The organism is Bacillus sp. PSXD-155 (assembly GCF_049310765.1).
Lineage (GTDB): Bacteria > Bacillota > Bacilli > Bacillales > Bacillaceae_G > Bacillus_A > Bacillus_A cereus.
On record NZ_JBMOWC010000009.1, the window covers coordinates 63,679 to 80,296 of the forward strand.

Consider the following 16,618-nt stretch of genomic DNA (forward strand, 5'->3'; position numbering starts at 1 on the left):
ATATGTTCTCCTCAATAAATGCTTTTTGTATCTTTTTTCGTTACACTTAGTCTATTATCCTTTTTCTATAAAAAAAGAAGAACAGTACTGTTCTTCCATTGTAATCGCTTTTCTGCTTTCTATGCTACTTGTTTTTCTTTCTCTATTTTTTGCTTAGCTGGCGTCCGATTTACCACAATAATTCCCGCGGCTACACATGCTAAACCGAGTAACACAAATGAATGAATTGCTTCACCTAAAATCATGCTCGATAATAACACACCAAATACGGGTATAAAGAACATATACATAGATACTTTTCCAACCTTATTGTACTTCATAATTGTATTCCAAATGCAAAAACCAGCTGCAGATAAGAAAGATAAATAAATCAGCATAAGTAGTGCATGTAGACTAAATGTAAATGGCATTACTCCAACTTGTAAAGCCCCTATACATAATAATCCTATAGAACCAAACATCATTTGGTATGCTGTCATATAGCCAACATCTAACGTTTTACTACCTTCTTTCGCTAATATGTTTCCATATGAATACAGCATTGCTGCACTAAGAAGTAATAAGCTTCCGATTCCAAAATGAAATGATAAGCTACCATCACTCGGCACATTTACTAAAACGACGCCACAAAAGCCAATCGATACGCCAATTATTTTTCTCATATTGAGGGCATCATCTTTATATAAAAAATGGGCGAGTAAAATTTGAAAGAATGATGATGTCCCTGAAATGATAGCTCCTTCAATTCCCGAACTATAACTCATTCCAATATAAAAACAGATATATTGAAGAAACGTTTGGAATAAACCAATTTGTATTAACTGTTTCCCCGTTCCTTTTTTGAAGCTCATATCTTTTCCTAACACTTTAAAGAATAATAAGAGCATGAATCCAGATAAAAAGAAACGATAACCGGCAAATAATATTTGCTCTCCAACTTCTTGTGGTTGAATTCCAAGTTCAACATAACTTAATTTAATAAAAGGAAATGCGCTTCCCCATAAAAAAGTTGCTACTATTGCAGCAATAAATACGCCAATCGGATGGGTAAAAAATTTCTCTGTCTTCACTTGTTGTCTTCCTTTCCGACCTTTTTATGAACAATATTCATATATACCAAAGGAATTGCGAAAACACAAGTTTTCCGTTTATACTTGAAACAAAACCGTACCATCTCATAAAAACATATGATATACTATAGAATAATTACAACATAAGAACGATTAAAAACAGATTCAACAGAAATGCTGCTATCCATTATGGATGGCAGCTTTCGTCGTTTTATAGGGGTTTCGATTTTGATTATTTTTCTCAATAAGAATTCGGAAGGAGCGAGTAGTAATGAACTCAGAAGTAAAAACGTTACACGCAAAAGAAACAATTTCTCATCCCTCTTTATGGGACACATTAAAAAAACATTATGAACTTGTATTTGCAGTGGCATCTGGTATTTTTATTTTAGCTGGCTGGCTATTCACAAGGAACGATGCAATAAATGTAGGTATTACTTGCTATATCCTTGCTTATATAGTTGGTGGATATGCAAAAGCAAAAGAAGGAATTGAAGATACGATTGAAGAAAAAGAGCTAAATGTTGAAATGCTAATGCTCTTTGCAGCTATTGGTGCTGCAATTATTGGCTACTGGGCAGAAGGGGCTATTTTAATCTTCATCTTTGCACTCAGCGGTGCTATGGAATCTTATACGTTAAGTAAGAGCCAAAAAGAAATTTCCGCTCTTCTTGACTTACAACCTGAAGAAGCATTACGTATTTCCACCGGAACTGAGGAACGTGTTCCTGTTGGAGAGTTACAAATTAACGACATTATTTTAATTAAACCCGGTGAACGTGTTCCTGCTGACGGTACGATTCATAACGGTGAAACAAATATCGATGAGGCAGCAATCACAGGAGAACCTATTCCAAATGAGAAAAGACATGGCGATGAAGTATTTGCCGGTACTGTAAATTTACGTGGTGCTATCGAAGTTAAAATTACGAAGCCGAGCGATCAAACATTATTCCAAAAGATTATCCGTCTCGTCCAAAGTGCACAAAGTGAAAAATCACCATCACAACTATTCATTGAAAAGTTTGAAGGAACATACGTAAAAGGTGTACTACTCGTTGTTGCGCTTATGATGTTCGTTCCTCATTTCTTACTTGACTGGAGCTGGAATGAAACGTTTTATCGCGCTATGATCTTACTTGTAGTCGCATCTCCTTGTGCGCTCGTAGCTGCCATTACACCAGCTACGTTATCAGCCATTTCTAACGGAGCGAGAAACGGTATTCTCTTTAAAGGCGGTATACATTTAGAACGCCTTGCTTCTGTGAAAGCAATCGCGTTTGATAAAACAGGAACATTAACAGAAGGTAAACCTACCGTAACAGATGTATATGTTCGAGAAAATATAACAGAAAAAGAATTACTTTATATTACAGCATCAATTGAAAGTCACTCTACACATCCTTTAGCTGAATCCATTGTTAAATATGCACAACATGCGTACGACATTACTTTAAAAAAACCAGAAAAGGTTGAAGATGTAACTGGTTTTGGTCTAAAAGGAATATTGGAAAACAACGCTTATAAAATAGGTAAAGCTGATTTTATCGGTGAAGAAACAAAGACATTTCATAATGGTATTTCTGCCTCACTTGAAAAAGAAGGTAAAACTGTCGTTTATATTAGTGATGAGGGAGGCATTCTTGGACTTATCGCTTTAAAAGATACGCTTCGCCAAGAAACAATAGCTGCTATTCGTGATTTACAAAGCATTGGTGTCGAAGCAATTATGATTACTGGAGATAATGAAGAAACGGCAAAAGCAATTGCCTCTGAAAGTAATATAAAGGAATATTACGCATCATGCTTACCAGAAACAAAAGTTGAAACGATTAAAAAGTTAAAAGAAAAATATGGTACAGTAGCAATGGTCGGAGACGGTATAAATGATGCACCTGCACTAGCTACTGCTAGCATTGGTGTCGCAATGGGAGAAGGAACAGATGTAGCTTTAGAAACTGCAGATGTTGTACTGATGAAGAACGAACTATCTCGCCTTTCCCAAGCAATTCGTTTATCAAAACGAATGAACCGTATTGTGAAGCAAAACGTAATCTTTTCGCTAGCCGTTATTGCCATGCTAATTTGTTCAAACTTCTTGCAATTTTTAGCTCTTCCATTCGGTGTTATTGGCCATGAAGGAAGTACGATTCTTGTCATTTTGAATGGCTTACGATTACTAAAAGGAAGCAAATAAAACGGGTCCCTCATAGAGGACCCGTTTTTTTTAGTGATAGCTATTATGACCGTTCGCACTGCTACTCGTTTTATGCTTTGGATGCGAACTGCTCTTTTGTTTATTATTACTTTTATTATTATGGTTCTTTTTATTATTACTCATGAAATATCCCCCCTGTTCCTTTTTATTATGGAACAAGAACTCATTATTCATTACGGGAATTATTGTCACCGGTTCTATAATGGTGGAGTAAACCATTAATTTCACCGCCAAGTAAAATTACCCATCCAGTTAAATAAAACCATAACATTAAAATAATGATACCACCGAGACCACCATATGTATTGGCGTAATTCGCAAACTTATCTACATAATAAGCAAATGAGTAAGACACCACAATCCATCCTACAGTAGCAAATAACGCCCCTGAAATAACTTCTCTTCTTTTTAACTTTCGATCTGGTGCAAATGTATATAAGAAACTAAACAAAGCAAATAGTACGAAGAAACTCGCTACTAATCGTGTAATGCTCCATACGAAAGAAAAACTATCTGATAAACCGAGTGCTTTAAACACTGCTGCTCCAATAACTTGTCCGAATACCGGAACAATTAACGCAAAGACAATCATAAAAATAATAGCTAATGTAAACACAATTGATAACGCTCTTGTTGTAATAAAAGAACGTGTTTCCTTCACGTCATAAGCGCGGTTAAAAGCATTCATAACCGCATTAACACCATTTGAGGCAAACCATAACATGGATAATAAACCAAATGATAATAAACCACCATTTTGCTGGTTTACAACTTTATCTACATTTACCTCAATTAAGTTCATTGCATCATCTGGTACATAAACCTCTAATAAACTAAGCACATCCTCTGTTTGAATGGGAATAAATCCAAGAAGCGTAATTAAGAAAACGAGCCCAGGAAAAATTGCAAGCAAGAAGAAATAAGCGAGCTGTGCTGCCAAGCCCGCTACATCATCGCGCATCGTCCGGTCATATAAATCTTTACCAAACGAATAAGTACGATTTCTTCTCACCTTTTCTAAAATTTTTCTCATATATGTTTAAACGCTTTTCTTCTCTTCTTTATCTTGCTTTAACTCAATGTACGCTTCAGTTTTTTTTTCCACTGCATTTGAGTCTTTTATAAATAATTCACGCGCTTCTTTCATACCACCATCTTCAGCAACTACTGGCTCTTCTTCTGCTTTCAGCTCATCTACCTTTGGAGATACAGCTTGAATTTCAATCGTTTCTGGCTTTTCTTCTGGCTCAACTTTTTTCTTACTAAAAATTTCTTTCGTTTCTTTTAACGTCTCTACAACAGATGGCGTTAATTTTTTAATTTCTGCTACTTTCGCTTTTACCACATTGAAATCAGCAAGTTCGCGTCCTTTATCTGTAACAGTTTGCACTTTTTCTTTGATCTTTGCATTTTCACCAATTTCAATCATCTTTGTTTTTGCTTTTTCTGCTGTATTTTTTACTTTTTCACGGTTTTCTTTCTTTAACATGGATACAGCTACACCTGCCGCTACACCAATCGCAATGTTTCGAGCAATATTATTTTTCTTTGCCATATTCCTTCACCCTTTCATTTCTTATGTTAGAAAGTATTTCTTTCTAAGCTTCCTCATATTCCTTGTTCATTTCGAATGAAAGCTAATAGCTTTGCACACCCTTCTGTTACAAGGTCATATACTTCTTGGAAATTCCCTGTATAGTAAGGGTCAGGAACGTCTGTCCAGCCACCGTCTGGAACAAAATCGGACAGCCTACCAATATAGCCTCCAGTTTTACCTAAACTTTTTAAATCTGCTATATTCTTGTTGTCCATGGCAATAATATAATCAAACTTTGTTAAGTCTTCTTTTTCTACTTGCCTTGCTTTAATTCCTTCAAAAGTGACTGCATTTTCTTTTAAAATTTTTTGTGTTCCTTTATGTGGCGGATGGCCAACATGCCAATCTCCAGTTCCTGCAGAATCAATGACAATTTTCTCTTCAAGTCCCTCTTTTACGACAAGATTTCGAAAAATCGCTTCTGCCATCGGAGAACGGCAAATGTTCCCAAGACAAACAAACAATACTTGAACCATGTTTTTGTTTCTTCCCTTCTTGGTGCATTTCTTCATATATACTTATAGTATAAACAACCAATTATGAAATATAAAGGAAATCCCTACTAATTTAATAGGATTGAAAAGATCCATTAACGAAAATGATAAAAAATGTTAAGATAGCCTTATGTTATTTTAAAGGGGGACACTTCGGTGGATTTATCCGTAAAGTCAGAAGAAAACGTTGAATACATGGTCGAAGCTATTAAAGAAAAATTACGTATGGTTAATGCTGGAGCGATGAGAGCTGCTAGTTTTAACGAAGAAATGTACGAAGATTTACGTGACATTTATGATCATGTTATGAAACGTGAAACATTCAGCATTAGTGAAATGCAAGCTATTACAGAAGAATTAGGTACATTAATTAAAAAGTAAAAAAGCCTCTCTTATATGAGGCTCTTTTTTATTTCCAACAAATTCATGACAACTCTTCTCTTTCCCTCAACCAACTGTAAAATATTGTACAATAGAAGTAGAACCTCACCTTAGATTTTTTCTCCATACATACTACTCACAAATAATAGCAACACTACCATTGCTAACTGTTTTTACTGGAGGTGCTTACTTATGAGCAATTGGTACAGTAAGACGAAAGATCAAACATTGATTGACCTAGAAACAAACGAACAACACGGTTTAACAGATGAGATTGTAAGTGAACGTTTAAAGCAATACGGTTCTAATGAATTAGCTACAAAACAAAAACGCACTTTATGGCAGCGTATTTTCGCCCAAATTAATGACGTCCTCGTATATGTCCTTATTATTGCTGCCCTTATTTCTGCCTTTGTAGGTGAATGGGCGGATGCCAGTATTATCGCGCTTGTTGTAGTTTTAAATGCTGTTATCGGTGTTGTCCAAGAATCGAAAGCAGAACAAGCTTTAGAGGCATTGAAAAAGATGGCAACACCTAAAGCTATCGTCAAGAGAAATGGTGAACTAAAAGAAATTCCATCTGAGCACGTCGTTCCAGGGGATATCGTTATGCTCGACGCCGGACGATATATCCCATGCGATTTACGCCTTATTGAAACCGCAAATTTAAAAGTTGAAGAATCTGCTCTAACTGGTGAATCTGTCCCTGTTGATAAAGATGCAATCTACCACCCTTCCATGCAAAGTGATGAGCAAGTACCACTCGGCGATCAAAAAAACATGGCATTTATGTCCACTCTTGTAACATACGGAAGAGGCGTCGGTGTTGCTGTTGAAACTGGAATGAACTCACAAATTGGTAAGATTGCTACCCTTTTACATGAAGCAGACGATGATATGACACCACTTCAAAAAAGCTTAGCACAAGTCGGCAAATATTTAGGCTTTGTCGCTGTAGCTATTTGTATCGTTATGTTCCTCATCGGTTTTTTACAAGGCCGGGATACGTTAGAAATGTTTATGACTGCTATTAGTTTAGCCGTTGCAGCTATTCCAGAAGGCTTGCCAGCTATCGTTTCCATCGTTCTTGCAATTGGTGTGCAACGTATGATTAAACAAAACGTTATCATTCGGAAACTACCAGCTGTTGAAGCCCTCGGTTCTGTCACAATTATTTGTTCAGATAAAACAGGTACGTTAACGCAAAATAAAATGACCGTTACTCACTTTTATAGTGATAACACATACGATCACTTAGAAAGTTTAAATGTAAATAATGATGCGCAACGTCTATTGTTAGAAAATATGGTGCTATGTAATGATGCTTCTTACAATAACGAATCACAAACGGGAGACCCGACTGAAATTGCACTTCTCGTTGCTGGAACCACTTTTAACATGCAAAAAGATCATTTAGAAAAAATACATGAACGTGTTAACGAAGTACCTTTCGATTCAGATCGTAAAATGATGTCAACCGTACATACATACGATGAAAGCTACTATAGCATGACGAAAGGCGCTATTGATAAGCTCTTACCTCGATGTACCCATATTTTTAAAAACGGCAAAATCGAGATTTTAACTGATTCTGATAAAAATCAAATATTAGAAGCTGCCGGAGCAATGTCTCAAGAGGCTTTAAGAGTACTTTCATTCGCATTTAAACAATACAATTCAAACGATGTGGATATAAATCATCTTGAAGAAAATCTTATCTTTATTGGTCTTGTCGGTATGATTGATCCACCACGAACTGAAGTGAAAGATTCAATTACAGAATGTAAAAAAGCCGGTATTCGCACAGTTATGATTACTGGTGACCATAAAGATACCGCCTTTGCAATTGCCAAAGAACTTGGCATTGCTGAAGAAATATCGGAAATTATGATTGGAACTGAATTAGATAACATTTCTGATACAGAACTAGCTAGCAAAATTAATCATTTAAATGTATTCGCTAGAGTCTCTCCAGAGCATAAAGTGAAAATTGTAAAGGCATTACGCGCGAAAGGAAATATCGTTTCTATGACTGGTGATGGCGTCAATGATGCACCATCTTTAAAGCAAGCCGATGTCGGCGTAGCGATGGGCATTACAGGAACAGACGTTGCAAAAGGGGCAGCGGATGTTGTGTTAACAGATGATAATTTTTCATCTATCGTGAAAGCTGTTGAAGAAGGTAGAAATATTTATCGCAACATAAAAAAATCAATTCTCTTCCTACTCTCTTGTAACTTCGGAGAAATTATCGCTTTATTTTTAGCAATTTTACTCGGCTGGGCAACACCACTACGACCTATTCATATTTTATGGGTGAATTTAATTACAGATACACTGCCTGCATTATCACTTGGGGTTGATCCTGAAGATCCAGATGTGATGAAGGAAAAACCACGACATGCAAAAGAAAGCTTATTTAGTGGTAGCGTTCCTTTCCTAATTTTCAATGGAGTTATCATTGGACTTTTAACGCTAATAGCTTTTATCGCCGGAGCAAAATTCTATACTGGAGATACAAATTTATTCCCTCTTTTCCCAGAGCGAATTGATGACGATGCTCTATTACACGCTCAAACGATGGCATTTGTCGTTCTTAGTTTTTCTCAGCTCGTTCATTCATTTAACTTGCGTTCAAGAACGAAATCAATTTTTTCAATTGGGATCTTTACAAATAAATATTTAGTTCTCTCCCTTCTTATCGGTGTTCTTATGCAAGTTTGTATCATCTCCATCCCGCCCCTTGCAAATATATTCGGTGTACATGCATTAACGATGCGAGATTGGGGATTTGTTCTCTTATTGAGTATCATTCCACTTATTGTGAATGAGATTATTAAATTAGTGAAGAGAAACTAAAAGGCAATGAGGAATATTCCTCATTGCCTTTTCATTTATCCTTGTAATTCTTTTTTGATATTCTCCGTTAATGTAGCCATACGCTTGCGGCTTTCTTCACGCTCACGTTTATTTTGTTCTTCAATTTGTTGTGTTTCTTGCATACCTCTTGAAATAATGTTCCAAGTTTCCTCAAGCGTTTCCATCTTAATACTAGAAGAACCTGATAATCTCGCTACTTCTACACTTTGCGTTGCGATATTTTGTGCATTTTTCTTAAGTAATTCATTTGTACGGCGATCAAGTTCAGCCATAGAATCTGCAACAAGCTTTTGACGTTTCGCATTTACTGCTTGAATGATACCATTTTTAAAGATAGGAATCGTTGTAATAAATGCTGTATTGATTTTACCAATTAATTTATTATTACCACGTTGAATCATGCGAATTTGCGGCGCTGTAAGTAGCGCAACCATACGCGCTTTTTCTAAATCATCAATACGTTGCTCTAAAATTTCAACCGAGTTTTTAAGCGACTCTAATTCAATACCTGCTAATTGATCATTATTACGCACGCGCTCTTCATACATCGGAACTAATTCTGTATTTAAACGCTCTAATAGCATTTCTCCTGCTACTACGTACTTCTCTAAGTCTAAATAATATTTTAAATTTTGCTCATACAAGCCATCTAACGTTCCAATTGATTTTTTCATCTCATCTTGGTACTTCGTAATTTCCACATAAACCTTATCAATTTCGCGGCCCATCGTTTGATATTTACTAAAGATTTGTTCTATCATTTTATCCGCTTTTTTGAACATGCGCGAGAAGAAACCACTTTTTTCTTCTGCAAAGTCTTTACTATCAAATCTGTCCATAATTTTACCAAGTTGCTTTAACAATTCACCAGAATCTTCTATCTTTGATAATGACATTGTATGTAAAATTTGATCAGCAAAACGTGAAATTTCCATAGAAGGTTCTTTTCCAAGTTCAATTAATTCCAATTGATCTTTAATATCTACTGCGTTATAAATACGTTGCACATCTGCATCTTGTCTAAGTTGCAAGCGAACATCTTGTGCGGTTTGCTCATTCAATTCAGTTTTCGAATCTAGTACGACTGGGTTATTCATATGGTATTCTCCCTTTCCTTATAAAAATGGACGAAATAGTCCTTTTATTGTTTGTGATAAATTTTTATAGGCTGATGAACCATGAAACTCAAGATCGAAATTAACTTCTTCAAGCCAATGGGAATCAAATGCTCCCGCTTCAACATATGGTTCAATATCGTTTCTGCCCGTGGGATTGAAATGGAATACATCTACTCCAATTTGATTTAAAAATAGTAATAAAACAGCGTCAGAACGAGTTAATTCTCCGCTCTTCTCATTATTAAATATAACAATTTTCGGTACATCTTGTGAATAATCAAATTTCTCAAGCTGTTCTAAAATATTGGGTGGTATTTGAGAAAGTTGTGCGAAAACATATAGCGCTACATCTTGTTTCGTCTCTTTCGCAATTGGTTTGCACATTTCACTTTCGCACGTATGGATAATCGCCTCTGCAATCCCATGTTGTAAACCTTCCGGTAAACGCTTATGCGGCCACCAATGGCTATTCATAATTAGATCAGGATGTAATTTTCCAGCTCGGTCCAATGCATCTCGATAATGATATTGGAAGTTTGCTTTTTGCTCTTTCGTAAACGGGAATGTATTAATTAATAAACTGTTATCAAATGATGTAACAGCCTTTAATCGTTGAAAATATTCTTTATCATTCTTTGAAACGCCTGATATTTTCGCAAATAAAGAAGGAATATAAATATGTTTATTTTCAACAAAGAATGTTGGACGTACAAATGCCTTTTCTTTCGTAATTAAAAAGAGTTCATCATATGTCGTTTTTAACGTACGTGCTACAGGTGTATACGAACGGAATTGCCACGGTTTATATAATAGTGAATTATCGTGGTGAAGTACTTGTTCAATTTCTTTCGAAGCTTGATACGCTACTGTTGCAACACGCTCGCGGCGGCGATCAGGGAATGGTTCAAGAGAAATGCGACCCGGATGGGACACAATAAAAGTTCTTCCCTCTTCATCAATATTTTCAAATCCATCTTTTCCTTCGGGGTGATAATAAAGCACATCACAACCGAGCATAATAAGAAAATATAAGAAATATATACGGCTTTCCTGTGCATCACCATACCAAACGATACGTGGCATCTGTTTCTTATAATTAATCGTAGAGAACCACTTCGCTACGTAATTTTCGCTTAGTTTAATTATGTCGATTAAGAAACGACGGAAGCCTTCTGTCTTTAACGACTGATTATGTTGTTTCTCATATAATTTCAATACTGCAATAAACGTCGTATGTATGTAATGCTGTAAATCAGGGTTGTCTACTTTCGGTAAAAGTTGTTTCCCAGATAAGTGTGCAACTAACCTATTTACTGTCAGACCATTTGGTGCTTCTTGATGTAATCCGAACACTTCTTGAATATGACGAAGCTTTTCTGAATCAATCACTTTGTTTAAATTTTGTTCGTGTAAAACTTCGATTCCTTTCGCTTCACTATAATCAAACAGTTCATTAAAATATTCATCTACATCATTAGGAACGCCTAGGATTCGACATGCTATATAACTAAATTTCATCTCATTCTCTGTCAGCTCATATTGTGGGCGTTTTTCTAAAAGCGCTTCAAATTGCTTTAAATCTGATTCATCTTTTAATGCATATGGTTGAAGTGTAAAACGTGAAAACACAACAGTTCACCTCCAAAAACATTTACGTTTTTTCTAAGTCCTTCTTCTATTATAAACTATTTTTGGTTATAAAAAATGGGCGCTCGCAAAACGAGCAAACCCATTTCAATTATTTATTGTCTTCTTTAGTAGCTGCTACTTCTTCTTTAGCTTGTCCAGAATTCTTCATGTAGTGAAGTATAAATGTTGCTCCAAATGCTACAACTAAAATAATGAAGAACACTGTATGGCTTATTTCAATATGAATAACAGACAATAACATTTTTGCTGCAATAATTAAAATTAAAATATATGCTGTCGTTTCAAGTTCTGGAATACGCTCTAACAATTTTAAGAATACACCAGCGATACCACGCATCATTAAAATACCTAGCATTCCGCCTAATAGTAAAATCCAAACTTCATTAGATACACCAAATGCAGCAAGTACGCTATCTACAGAGAATGCGATATCCATTAATTCAACCATCGCAACTGTTCCCCAGAAGACACCGAACATTCTGAAGAGAATACTATTTTGGTTCATACCATGAGATTCCTCTTCTTCTGCATTACCTTTTCTTTTATCAATGAAGTATTTAACTGAAAGCCACGCTAAGTAAAGTGCACCTAACACTTTTACCCATGCTAATTTAATTAAGAACATCCCGATTCCAATCGCAATAAAGCGGAACACATAAGCTCCAATAAGTCCATAGAATAATGCTTTTTTACGTTTTTCTTCCGGAAGGTGTTTTACCATTACCGCTAACACAAGTGCGTTATCAGCAGATAACAACCCTTCAAGTACAACAAGTGTACCTATTAATCCCCAAGATACTGGATCTTGCAACACTTTAATCCACATGTCCAAGTCGAAAAACTGAGCATACGTATCAAGGATTCCTTGCAAAATACTCATCTTACCTATATCCCCTATTCTTTGCTAGATTTATAGAAAGGTCAAAAAAAGGAAACGAATATCGTTTCCTTTCTATGCATCCAAGCCATACGCTCTTACAAGCGCACCTAAACCACCTTGGAATCCACTTCCTACTGCATTAAACTTCCACTGTCCATTATGACGGTATAATTCACAAAAGACAACTGCTGTTTCAATGGAGAAATCTTCCCCTAAATCAAAACGAAGAACTTCTTCATTCGTTTCTTCATTCGCTAAACGAACGAACGCATTTCCTACTTGCCCAAAGTTTTGACTACGGCCTTCCGCATCATAAATCGTAACTGTAATAGCAATTCTGTGCACATCTGCTGGAACTTTCTTCAAATCTACAACAAGTTGCTCATCGTCGCCTTCGCCTTCACCTGTACGGTTATCTCCTGTATGTAGTACAGATCCACAAGGAGACTGTAAATTGTTATAGAAGATAAAATCAGTTTCCTTCGTACATTTTCCGTTTGCATCTAATAAAAAGGCAGATGCATCTAAATCGAAATCTGATCCACCGTCATAAGATTTAATATCCCATCCAAGACCAATTACTGCTTTTGTTAAACCAGGGCTTGTCTTACCCAAATCGATTTTCTGTCCTTTTTGTAATTGAATAACCATCTATATTCACCTCTATATTTTTATCTTTAAAAATATATCCATCGGTATACACGCATTTCACCGATGGATATATAAATCAAATCTATTACTCTACATCTAAACCAAAATTATTACATAGAGACGCTAATCCACCTTGGAATCCACTTCCGATTGCATTGAATTTCCAGTCACCTGCATGACGATATAATTCACCTACTACTACGGCTGTTTCAATAGAGAAATCTTCTCCTAAATCGTAACGAATTAATTCTGCATTCTTTTCTTCATCTAAAATACGTACGAAAGAGTTAGAAACTTGTCCAAAGTTTTGGCTGCGTCCTTCTCCATCGTAAATCGTGATTGTGAAGCAAATACGTTCGATATGTGCAGGTACATTTTTCAAATCTACTTTAATCGATTCATCATCGCCTTCACCTTCGCCAGTTCGGTTATCTCCTAAATGCTCTACAGCACCATTCGCACCTTTTGGGTTATTATAGAAGACGAAATCCTCTGCACCTGAAACTTTACCGTTAGCACCTACTAAGAAAATACTAACATCTAAATCGAAATCGTTTTGTCCATCATAACGATTCGTATCCCAACCAAGTCCTACAAGAACTTTTGAAAGACCTGGATTCGTTTTTGTTAAGTCTACCTTTTGTCCTTTTTTCAATGAAATTGATGCCATATACAATTCCTCCTCGGTTATTTTATTGATAACGTGATACAATCTCACTTAAGTTTTTATCTTGTGTTCCTTCTCCAACTGCTGAAAACTTCCATTCACTTCCGTGACGATACATTTCACCTGCAATTAGAGTCGTTTTGCCAGCATAATTATCCGATAAATTATAGCGTGCTAATTCTTCACCAGTTTGCGGGTTTTGAATACGAATATATGCATTACGAATCATCCCGAAATCTTGACGACGATTTACACAGTCATAAATATTTACAACGAATACTAAACGATTAATACGGCTCGGAACTTTATGTAATTCTACGAAAATTGTTTCGTCATCACCAGCGCCTTCGCCTGTTAAATTATCTCCTGAATGAATAATACTACCACAAGTAGAAAGCTTATTTCCGAAGTAAACTAAATCATTTTTGTTTAAAAAACGATCTCCTTCTAACATAACAACAGATGCATCACAATCTACATTTGGTTTACTTCCAAATAATGAAGACAGAAATCCACCTGATTGCCCAATTGGATCCCAGCCTAAGCCAACCTGTAGTTTTGCTACTTTTGGTTGTCCTTTCGTTAAATCGATCTTTTGACCTTTTTCTAAAATAATAGGCATGAAGTTTCTCCCTTTCTACAAAGCATTTTCCAAATCGGAAAATATTGTATTCTTCTCTTATATTGTAGCATTATTTGCCTAGCGATAAAAAGGATAAATTCTCAGTTATATGAAAACATTCATATAATTTACTTATGATGATGTAAGAAGTGGTAAATAGCACCAATCATTCCTGCACAATTACCGTTTTGTGCAAGTTCAATCTCACAATTATTATAAATCTCTTGATTTAAGTATTTACTGACCTCCTCTTTTACTTCTTTTAAAAACTCATTTCCTCTATCGGTAATTCCTCCACCAATAATAATCGTTTCTGGATTAAAAATATAAGCAAGATTACTAATTCCAATCGCCAAATGTTTAAAGAAGATCCCAACTGCTTGAGCAACTTCCCGATCTCCTTTATCATACAACTCGAAAATTCTTTTCCCATTCCACTCGCCTTTGCCTTTATATTTTCTTACAAGCCGAATTAATCCTGAAATCGAAGCAACCTCTTCAAACGTTTTTCCTTCTATTAACATATTCCCCCATTCACCAGCACTAAATGAATGTCCTCGGTACAATTCTCCATCTATAAAAATTGCTCCCCCAATTCCTGTTCCAAGGGTGAGCATAATAAAGTTCTCTTTCTCTCTTCCACTACCATTCCACTTTTCTCCAAACGCTGCACAATTCACATCATTGTCAATCAATACTGGAACTTTTAATATCTCTTGCAATCTATCAATAATAGGAATAGTACTATATCCCGGAATATGATCCGCACCTCCCGTCACAATTCCTTTATTAATATCAACAATTCCCGTAGTGCTAATACCAATTCCTGCAATAGTATGTTCATTCATTATTTTTTTGGATACATATATAAGTTTTTGAATAATTTGTTCTCCGCCTGAATGAATTTCTGTTGCAACTGTTTTACGCTTTAATACTCTCCCTATTTCTGAAACAATGCCATACTTAATTTGCGTACCGCCAATATCAAACGCTATGTACTCTTTCATCTACTGCCACTTCCTCTACCGTTATGAATGTAAATTCTCCGCCTCTACTATTTGTAGGAAATCTACATTAACTCTTTTCTGCTTTGACAAATACACCACCTTTTTCTATATATAGTTTTTTTTGCATAAAACTCTTTTTCCTAAGAAATATTACAAAGGGATGTATTTTAGATGGAATATTAATTTCTTAGGAGGAAAACCATGACGAAAATCTTCATTTTAGCATCAACACTCTCTTTATCTTTTTTTAGCGGTTTAAATATCGGTAATGCTGCAACTGAAAACTTCCAACCATTAACAAACGCTATTGTACAAAATAGCGATCATTTTGCCGAAGGAAATTTAAAGGATAATAATAAACCTCCAGGAAATAACGGTTCTCAGGACGATAGTGGTTCTGGCAGCAATGGTTCCGGCGGTAACGGTTCTGGTGGCAGTGGCTCTGACGGCAGTGGTTCCGGTGGCAATGGTTCTGGCGGTAACGGTTCTGGTGGTAACGGTTCTGGTGGTAGCGGCTCTGACGGCAGTGGTTCCGGTGGCAACGGTTCTGGTGGTAGCGGCTCTGACGGCAGTGGTTCTGGTGGCAACGGTTCTGGTGGCAATGGTTCCGGTGGCAATGGTTCCGGTGGCAATGGTTCTGGCGGTAACGGTTCTGGTGGTAACGGTTCTGGTGGCAGTGGTTCCGGTGGCAATGGTTCTGGCGGTAACGGTTCTGGTGGTAACGGTTCTGGTGGCAGTGGCTCTGGCGGCAATGGTTCTGGTGGCAACGGTTCTGGTGGCAGTGGCTCTGGTGACAATGGTTCCGGTGGTAACGGTTCTGGTGGCAATGGCTCTGGCGGCAATGGTTCCGGCGGTAACGGTTCTGGTGGCAGTGGCTCTGGTGACAACGGTTCTGGTGGCAATGGTTCTGGCGGTAACGGTTCTGGTGGCAGTGGCTCTGGCGGCAATGGTTCTGGCGGTAACGGTTCTGGTGGCAGTGGCTCTGGCGGCAATGGTTCTGGCGGTAACGGTTCTGGTGGCAGTGGCTCTCACAGCGGTAATGGCTCTCAAGGTGGCAATCGTGTTAAAGGTGATAGCAGTTCTCAAGGCGGTAATGGCTCTCACGGCGGCAATCGTGTTAAAGGCGATAGCAATTCTCAGAAGGGCAACGGTTCTCAAGGTGGTAATGTAAAAGATAATACAAAAAAACAAGGTGATAAATTACCTAATACTGCAACGCATTACCCTATATCTATTTTAATGGGTGTTTCAACATTCCTAATTGGTATGTTACTGTTTATTCGTCGTAAAAACGTAAAATAAGAACAACATCCTTCCATCTAAAGAATACATGAAATACTGTATAAAACCAAAAAGGGCTTTGGATTGCATTTTATTATGCAG

General features: G+C 36.7%; 15 protein-coding genes. 4 read left to right on the plus strand and 11 right to left on the minus strand.

Annotated elements, in window-relative coordinates; all coding sequences use genetic code 11:
- Window positions 1-119: 119 nt before the first annotated feature.
- Window positions 120-1,070 (minus strand): DMT family transporter, encoded by a 951-nt coding sequence (locus ACO6VI_RS12840; RefSeq protein ID WP_063546354.1) that lies wholly within the window; start codon window positions 1,068-1,070, stop codon window positions 120-122.
- 271 nt (window positions 1,071-1,341) lie between these two features.
- On the opposite strand from ACO6VI_RS12840, the gene ACO6VI_RS12845 reads away from it, so the two are divergent.
- A complete protein-coding gene (locus tag ACO6VI_RS12845) occupies window positions 1,342-3,267 on the plus strand; it encodes a heavy metal translocating P-type ATPase (protein WP_063546352.1) in 1,926 nt (641 codons plus the stop codon).
- A gap of 187 nt (window positions 3,268-3,454) precedes the next feature.
- Here the strand turns inward: ACO6VI_RS12845 and ACO6VI_RS12850 are convergent, their stop codons facing one another.
- Genes ACO6VI_RS12850 through ACO6VI_RS12860 form a run of 3 tightly spaced genes read right to left on the minus strand, consistent with a single transcriptional unit; the run spans window position 3,455 to window position 5,361 of the window.
- Window positions 3,455-4,321, minus strand: a complete 867-nt coding sequence (locus ACO6VI_RS12850) for a YihY/virulence factor BrkB family protein (protein WP_001226536.1) — start codon at window positions 4,319-4,321, stop codon at window positions 3,455-3,457.
- Between the two features lie 6 nt (window positions 4,322-4,327).
- Window positions 4,328-4,843 carry a DUF4075 domain-containing protein gene (locus ACO6VI_RS12855; protein ID WP_001085387.1) on the minus strand — a complete coding sequence of 172 codons (516 nt, stop codon included), beginning with the start codon at window positions 4,841-4,843 and terminating at the stop codon, window positions 4,328-4,330.
- Between the two features lie 53 nt (window positions 4,844-4,896).
- Window positions 4,897-5,361: a low molecular weight protein-tyrosine-phosphatase gene (locus tag ACO6VI_RS12860; RefSeq protein ID WP_000250916.1), complete on the minus strand. Its 465-nt coding sequence runs from the start codon at window positions 5,359-5,361 to the stop codon at window positions 4,897-4,899.
- 174 nt (window positions 5,362-5,535) lie between these two features.
- Here ACO6VI_RS12860 and ACO6VI_RS12865 point away from each other — a divergent pair, with 174 nt between their 5' ends.
- A complete protein-coding gene (locus tag ACO6VI_RS12865; RefSeq protein ID WP_000366196.1) occupies window positions 5,536-5,760 on the plus strand; it encodes a DUF1128 domain-containing protein in 225 nt (74 codons plus the stop codon).
- Between the two features lie 192 nt (window positions 5,761-5,952).
- Window positions 5,953-8,619 (plus strand): cation-translocating P-type ATPase, encoded by a 2,667-nt coding sequence (locus ACO6VI_RS12870; RefSeq protein ID WP_063546349.1) that lies wholly within the window; start codon window positions 5,953-5,955, stop codon window positions 8,617-8,619.
- A 35-nt stretch (window positions 8,620-8,654) separates the two neighbouring features.
- On the opposite strand, the gene ACO6VI_RS12875 is transcribed toward ACO6VI_RS12870, so the two are convergent.
- From ACO6VI_RS12875 to ACO6VI_RS12905, 7 genes are all read right to left on the minus strand, one after another.
- Entirely contained in the window at window positions 8,655-9,737 is a 1,083-nt protein-coding gene (locus ACO6VI_RS12875; protein ID WP_001064413.1) for a toxic anion resistance protein, read from the minus strand.
- Window positions 9,738-9,755: 18 nt separating this feature from the next.
- Window positions 9,756-11,387 carry a YceG family protein gene (locus ACO6VI_RS12880; protein ID WP_000492846.1) on the minus strand — a complete coding sequence of 544 codons (1,632 nt, stop codon included), beginning with the start codon at window positions 11,385-11,387 and terminating at the stop codon, window positions 9,756-9,758.
- Between the two features lie 109 nt (window positions 11,388-11,496).
- Window positions 11,497-12,288 carry a TerC family protein gene (locus tag ACO6VI_RS12885; protein ID WP_023520991.1) on the minus strand — a complete coding sequence of 264 codons (792 nt, stop codon included), beginning with the start codon at window positions 12,286-12,288 and terminating at the stop codon, window positions 11,497-11,499.
- Window positions 12,289-12,360: 72 nt separating this feature from the next.
- Window positions 12,361-12,939, minus strand: a complete 579-nt coding sequence (locus tag ACO6VI_RS12890; protein WP_000236653.1) for a TerD family protein — start codon at window positions 12,937-12,939, stop codon at window positions 12,361-12,363.
- Window positions 12,940-13,024: 85 nt separating this feature from the next.
- Window positions 13,025-13,609, minus strand: coding sequence for a TerD family protein (locus ACO6VI_RS12895; protein WP_000146729.1), 585 nt, complete (start codon window positions 13,607-13,609; stop codon window positions 13,025-13,027).
- 22 nt (window positions 13,610-13,631) lie between these two features.
- Entirely contained in the window at window positions 13,632-14,228 is a 597-nt protein-coding gene (locus tag ACO6VI_RS12900) for a TerD family protein (RefSeq protein ID WP_001121586.1), read from the minus strand.
- Window positions 14,229-14,356: 128 nt separating this feature from the next.
- On the minus strand, window positions 14,357-15,235 hold the full coding sequence (locus ACO6VI_RS12905) for an ROK family protein (RefSeq protein WP_161520382.1): 879 nt from the start codon (window positions 15,233-15,235) through the stop codon (window positions 14,357-14,359).
- 201 nt (window positions 15,236-15,436) lie between these two features.
- Here ACO6VI_RS12905 and ACO6VI_RS12910 point away from each other — a divergent pair, with 201 nt between their 5' ends.
- Entirely contained in the window at window positions 15,437-16,537 is a 1,101-nt protein-coding gene (locus ACO6VI_RS12910) for a cell wall anchor protein (RefSeq protein WP_422423445.1), read from the plus strand.
- Window positions 16,538-16,618: the final 81 nt, after the last annotated feature.

Coding starts and splice junctions, on each gene's coding strand:
- ACO6VI_RS12845 (WP_063546352.1), top strand. CDS start 1,342: ATGAACTCAGAAGTAAAAACGTTACACGCAAAAGAAACAATTTCTCAT.
- ACO6VI_RS12860 (WP_000250916.1), bottom strand. CDS start 5,361: ATGGTTCAAGTATTGTTTGTTTGTCTTGGGAACATTTGCCGTTCTCCG.
- ACO6VI_RS12885 (WP_023520991.1), bottom strand. CDS start 12,288: ATGAGTATTTTGCAAGGAATCCTTGATACGTATGCTCAGTTTTTCGAC.
- ACO6VI_RS12855 (WP_001085387.1), bottom strand. CDS start 4,843: ATGGCAAAGAAAAATAATATTGCTCGAAACATTGCGATTGGTGTAGCG.
- ACO6VI_RS12875 (WP_001064413.1), bottom strand. CDS start 9,737: ATGAATAACCCAGTCGTACTAGATTCGAAAACTGAATTGAATGAGCAA.
- ACO6VI_RS12870 (WP_063546349.1), top strand. CDS start 5,953: ATGAGCAATTGGTACAGTAAGACGAAAGATCAAACATTGATTGACCTA.
- ACO6VI_RS12895 (WP_000146729.1), bottom strand. CDS start 13,609: ATGGCATCAATTTCATTGAAAAAAGGACAAAAGGTAGACTTAACAAAA.
- ACO6VI_RS12850 (WP_001226536.1), bottom strand. CDS start 4,321: ATGAGAAAAATTTTAGAAAAGGTGAGAAGAAATCGTACTTATTCGTTT.
- ACO6VI_RS12890 (WP_000236653.1), bottom strand. CDS start 12,939: ATGGTTATTCAATTACAAAAAGGACAGAAAATCGATTTGGGTAAGACA.
- ACO6VI_RS12910 (WP_422423445.1), top strand. CDS start 15,437: ATGACGAAAATCTTCATTTTAGCATCAACACTCTCTTTATCTTTTTTT.
- ACO6VI_RS12905 (WP_161520382.1), bottom strand. CDS start 15,235: ATGAAAGAGTACATAGCGTTTGATATTGGCGGTACGCAAATTAAGTAT.
- ACO6VI_RS12900 (WP_001121586.1), bottom strand. CDS start 14,228: ATGCCTATTATTTTAGAAAAAGGTCAAAAGATCGATTTAACGAAAGGA.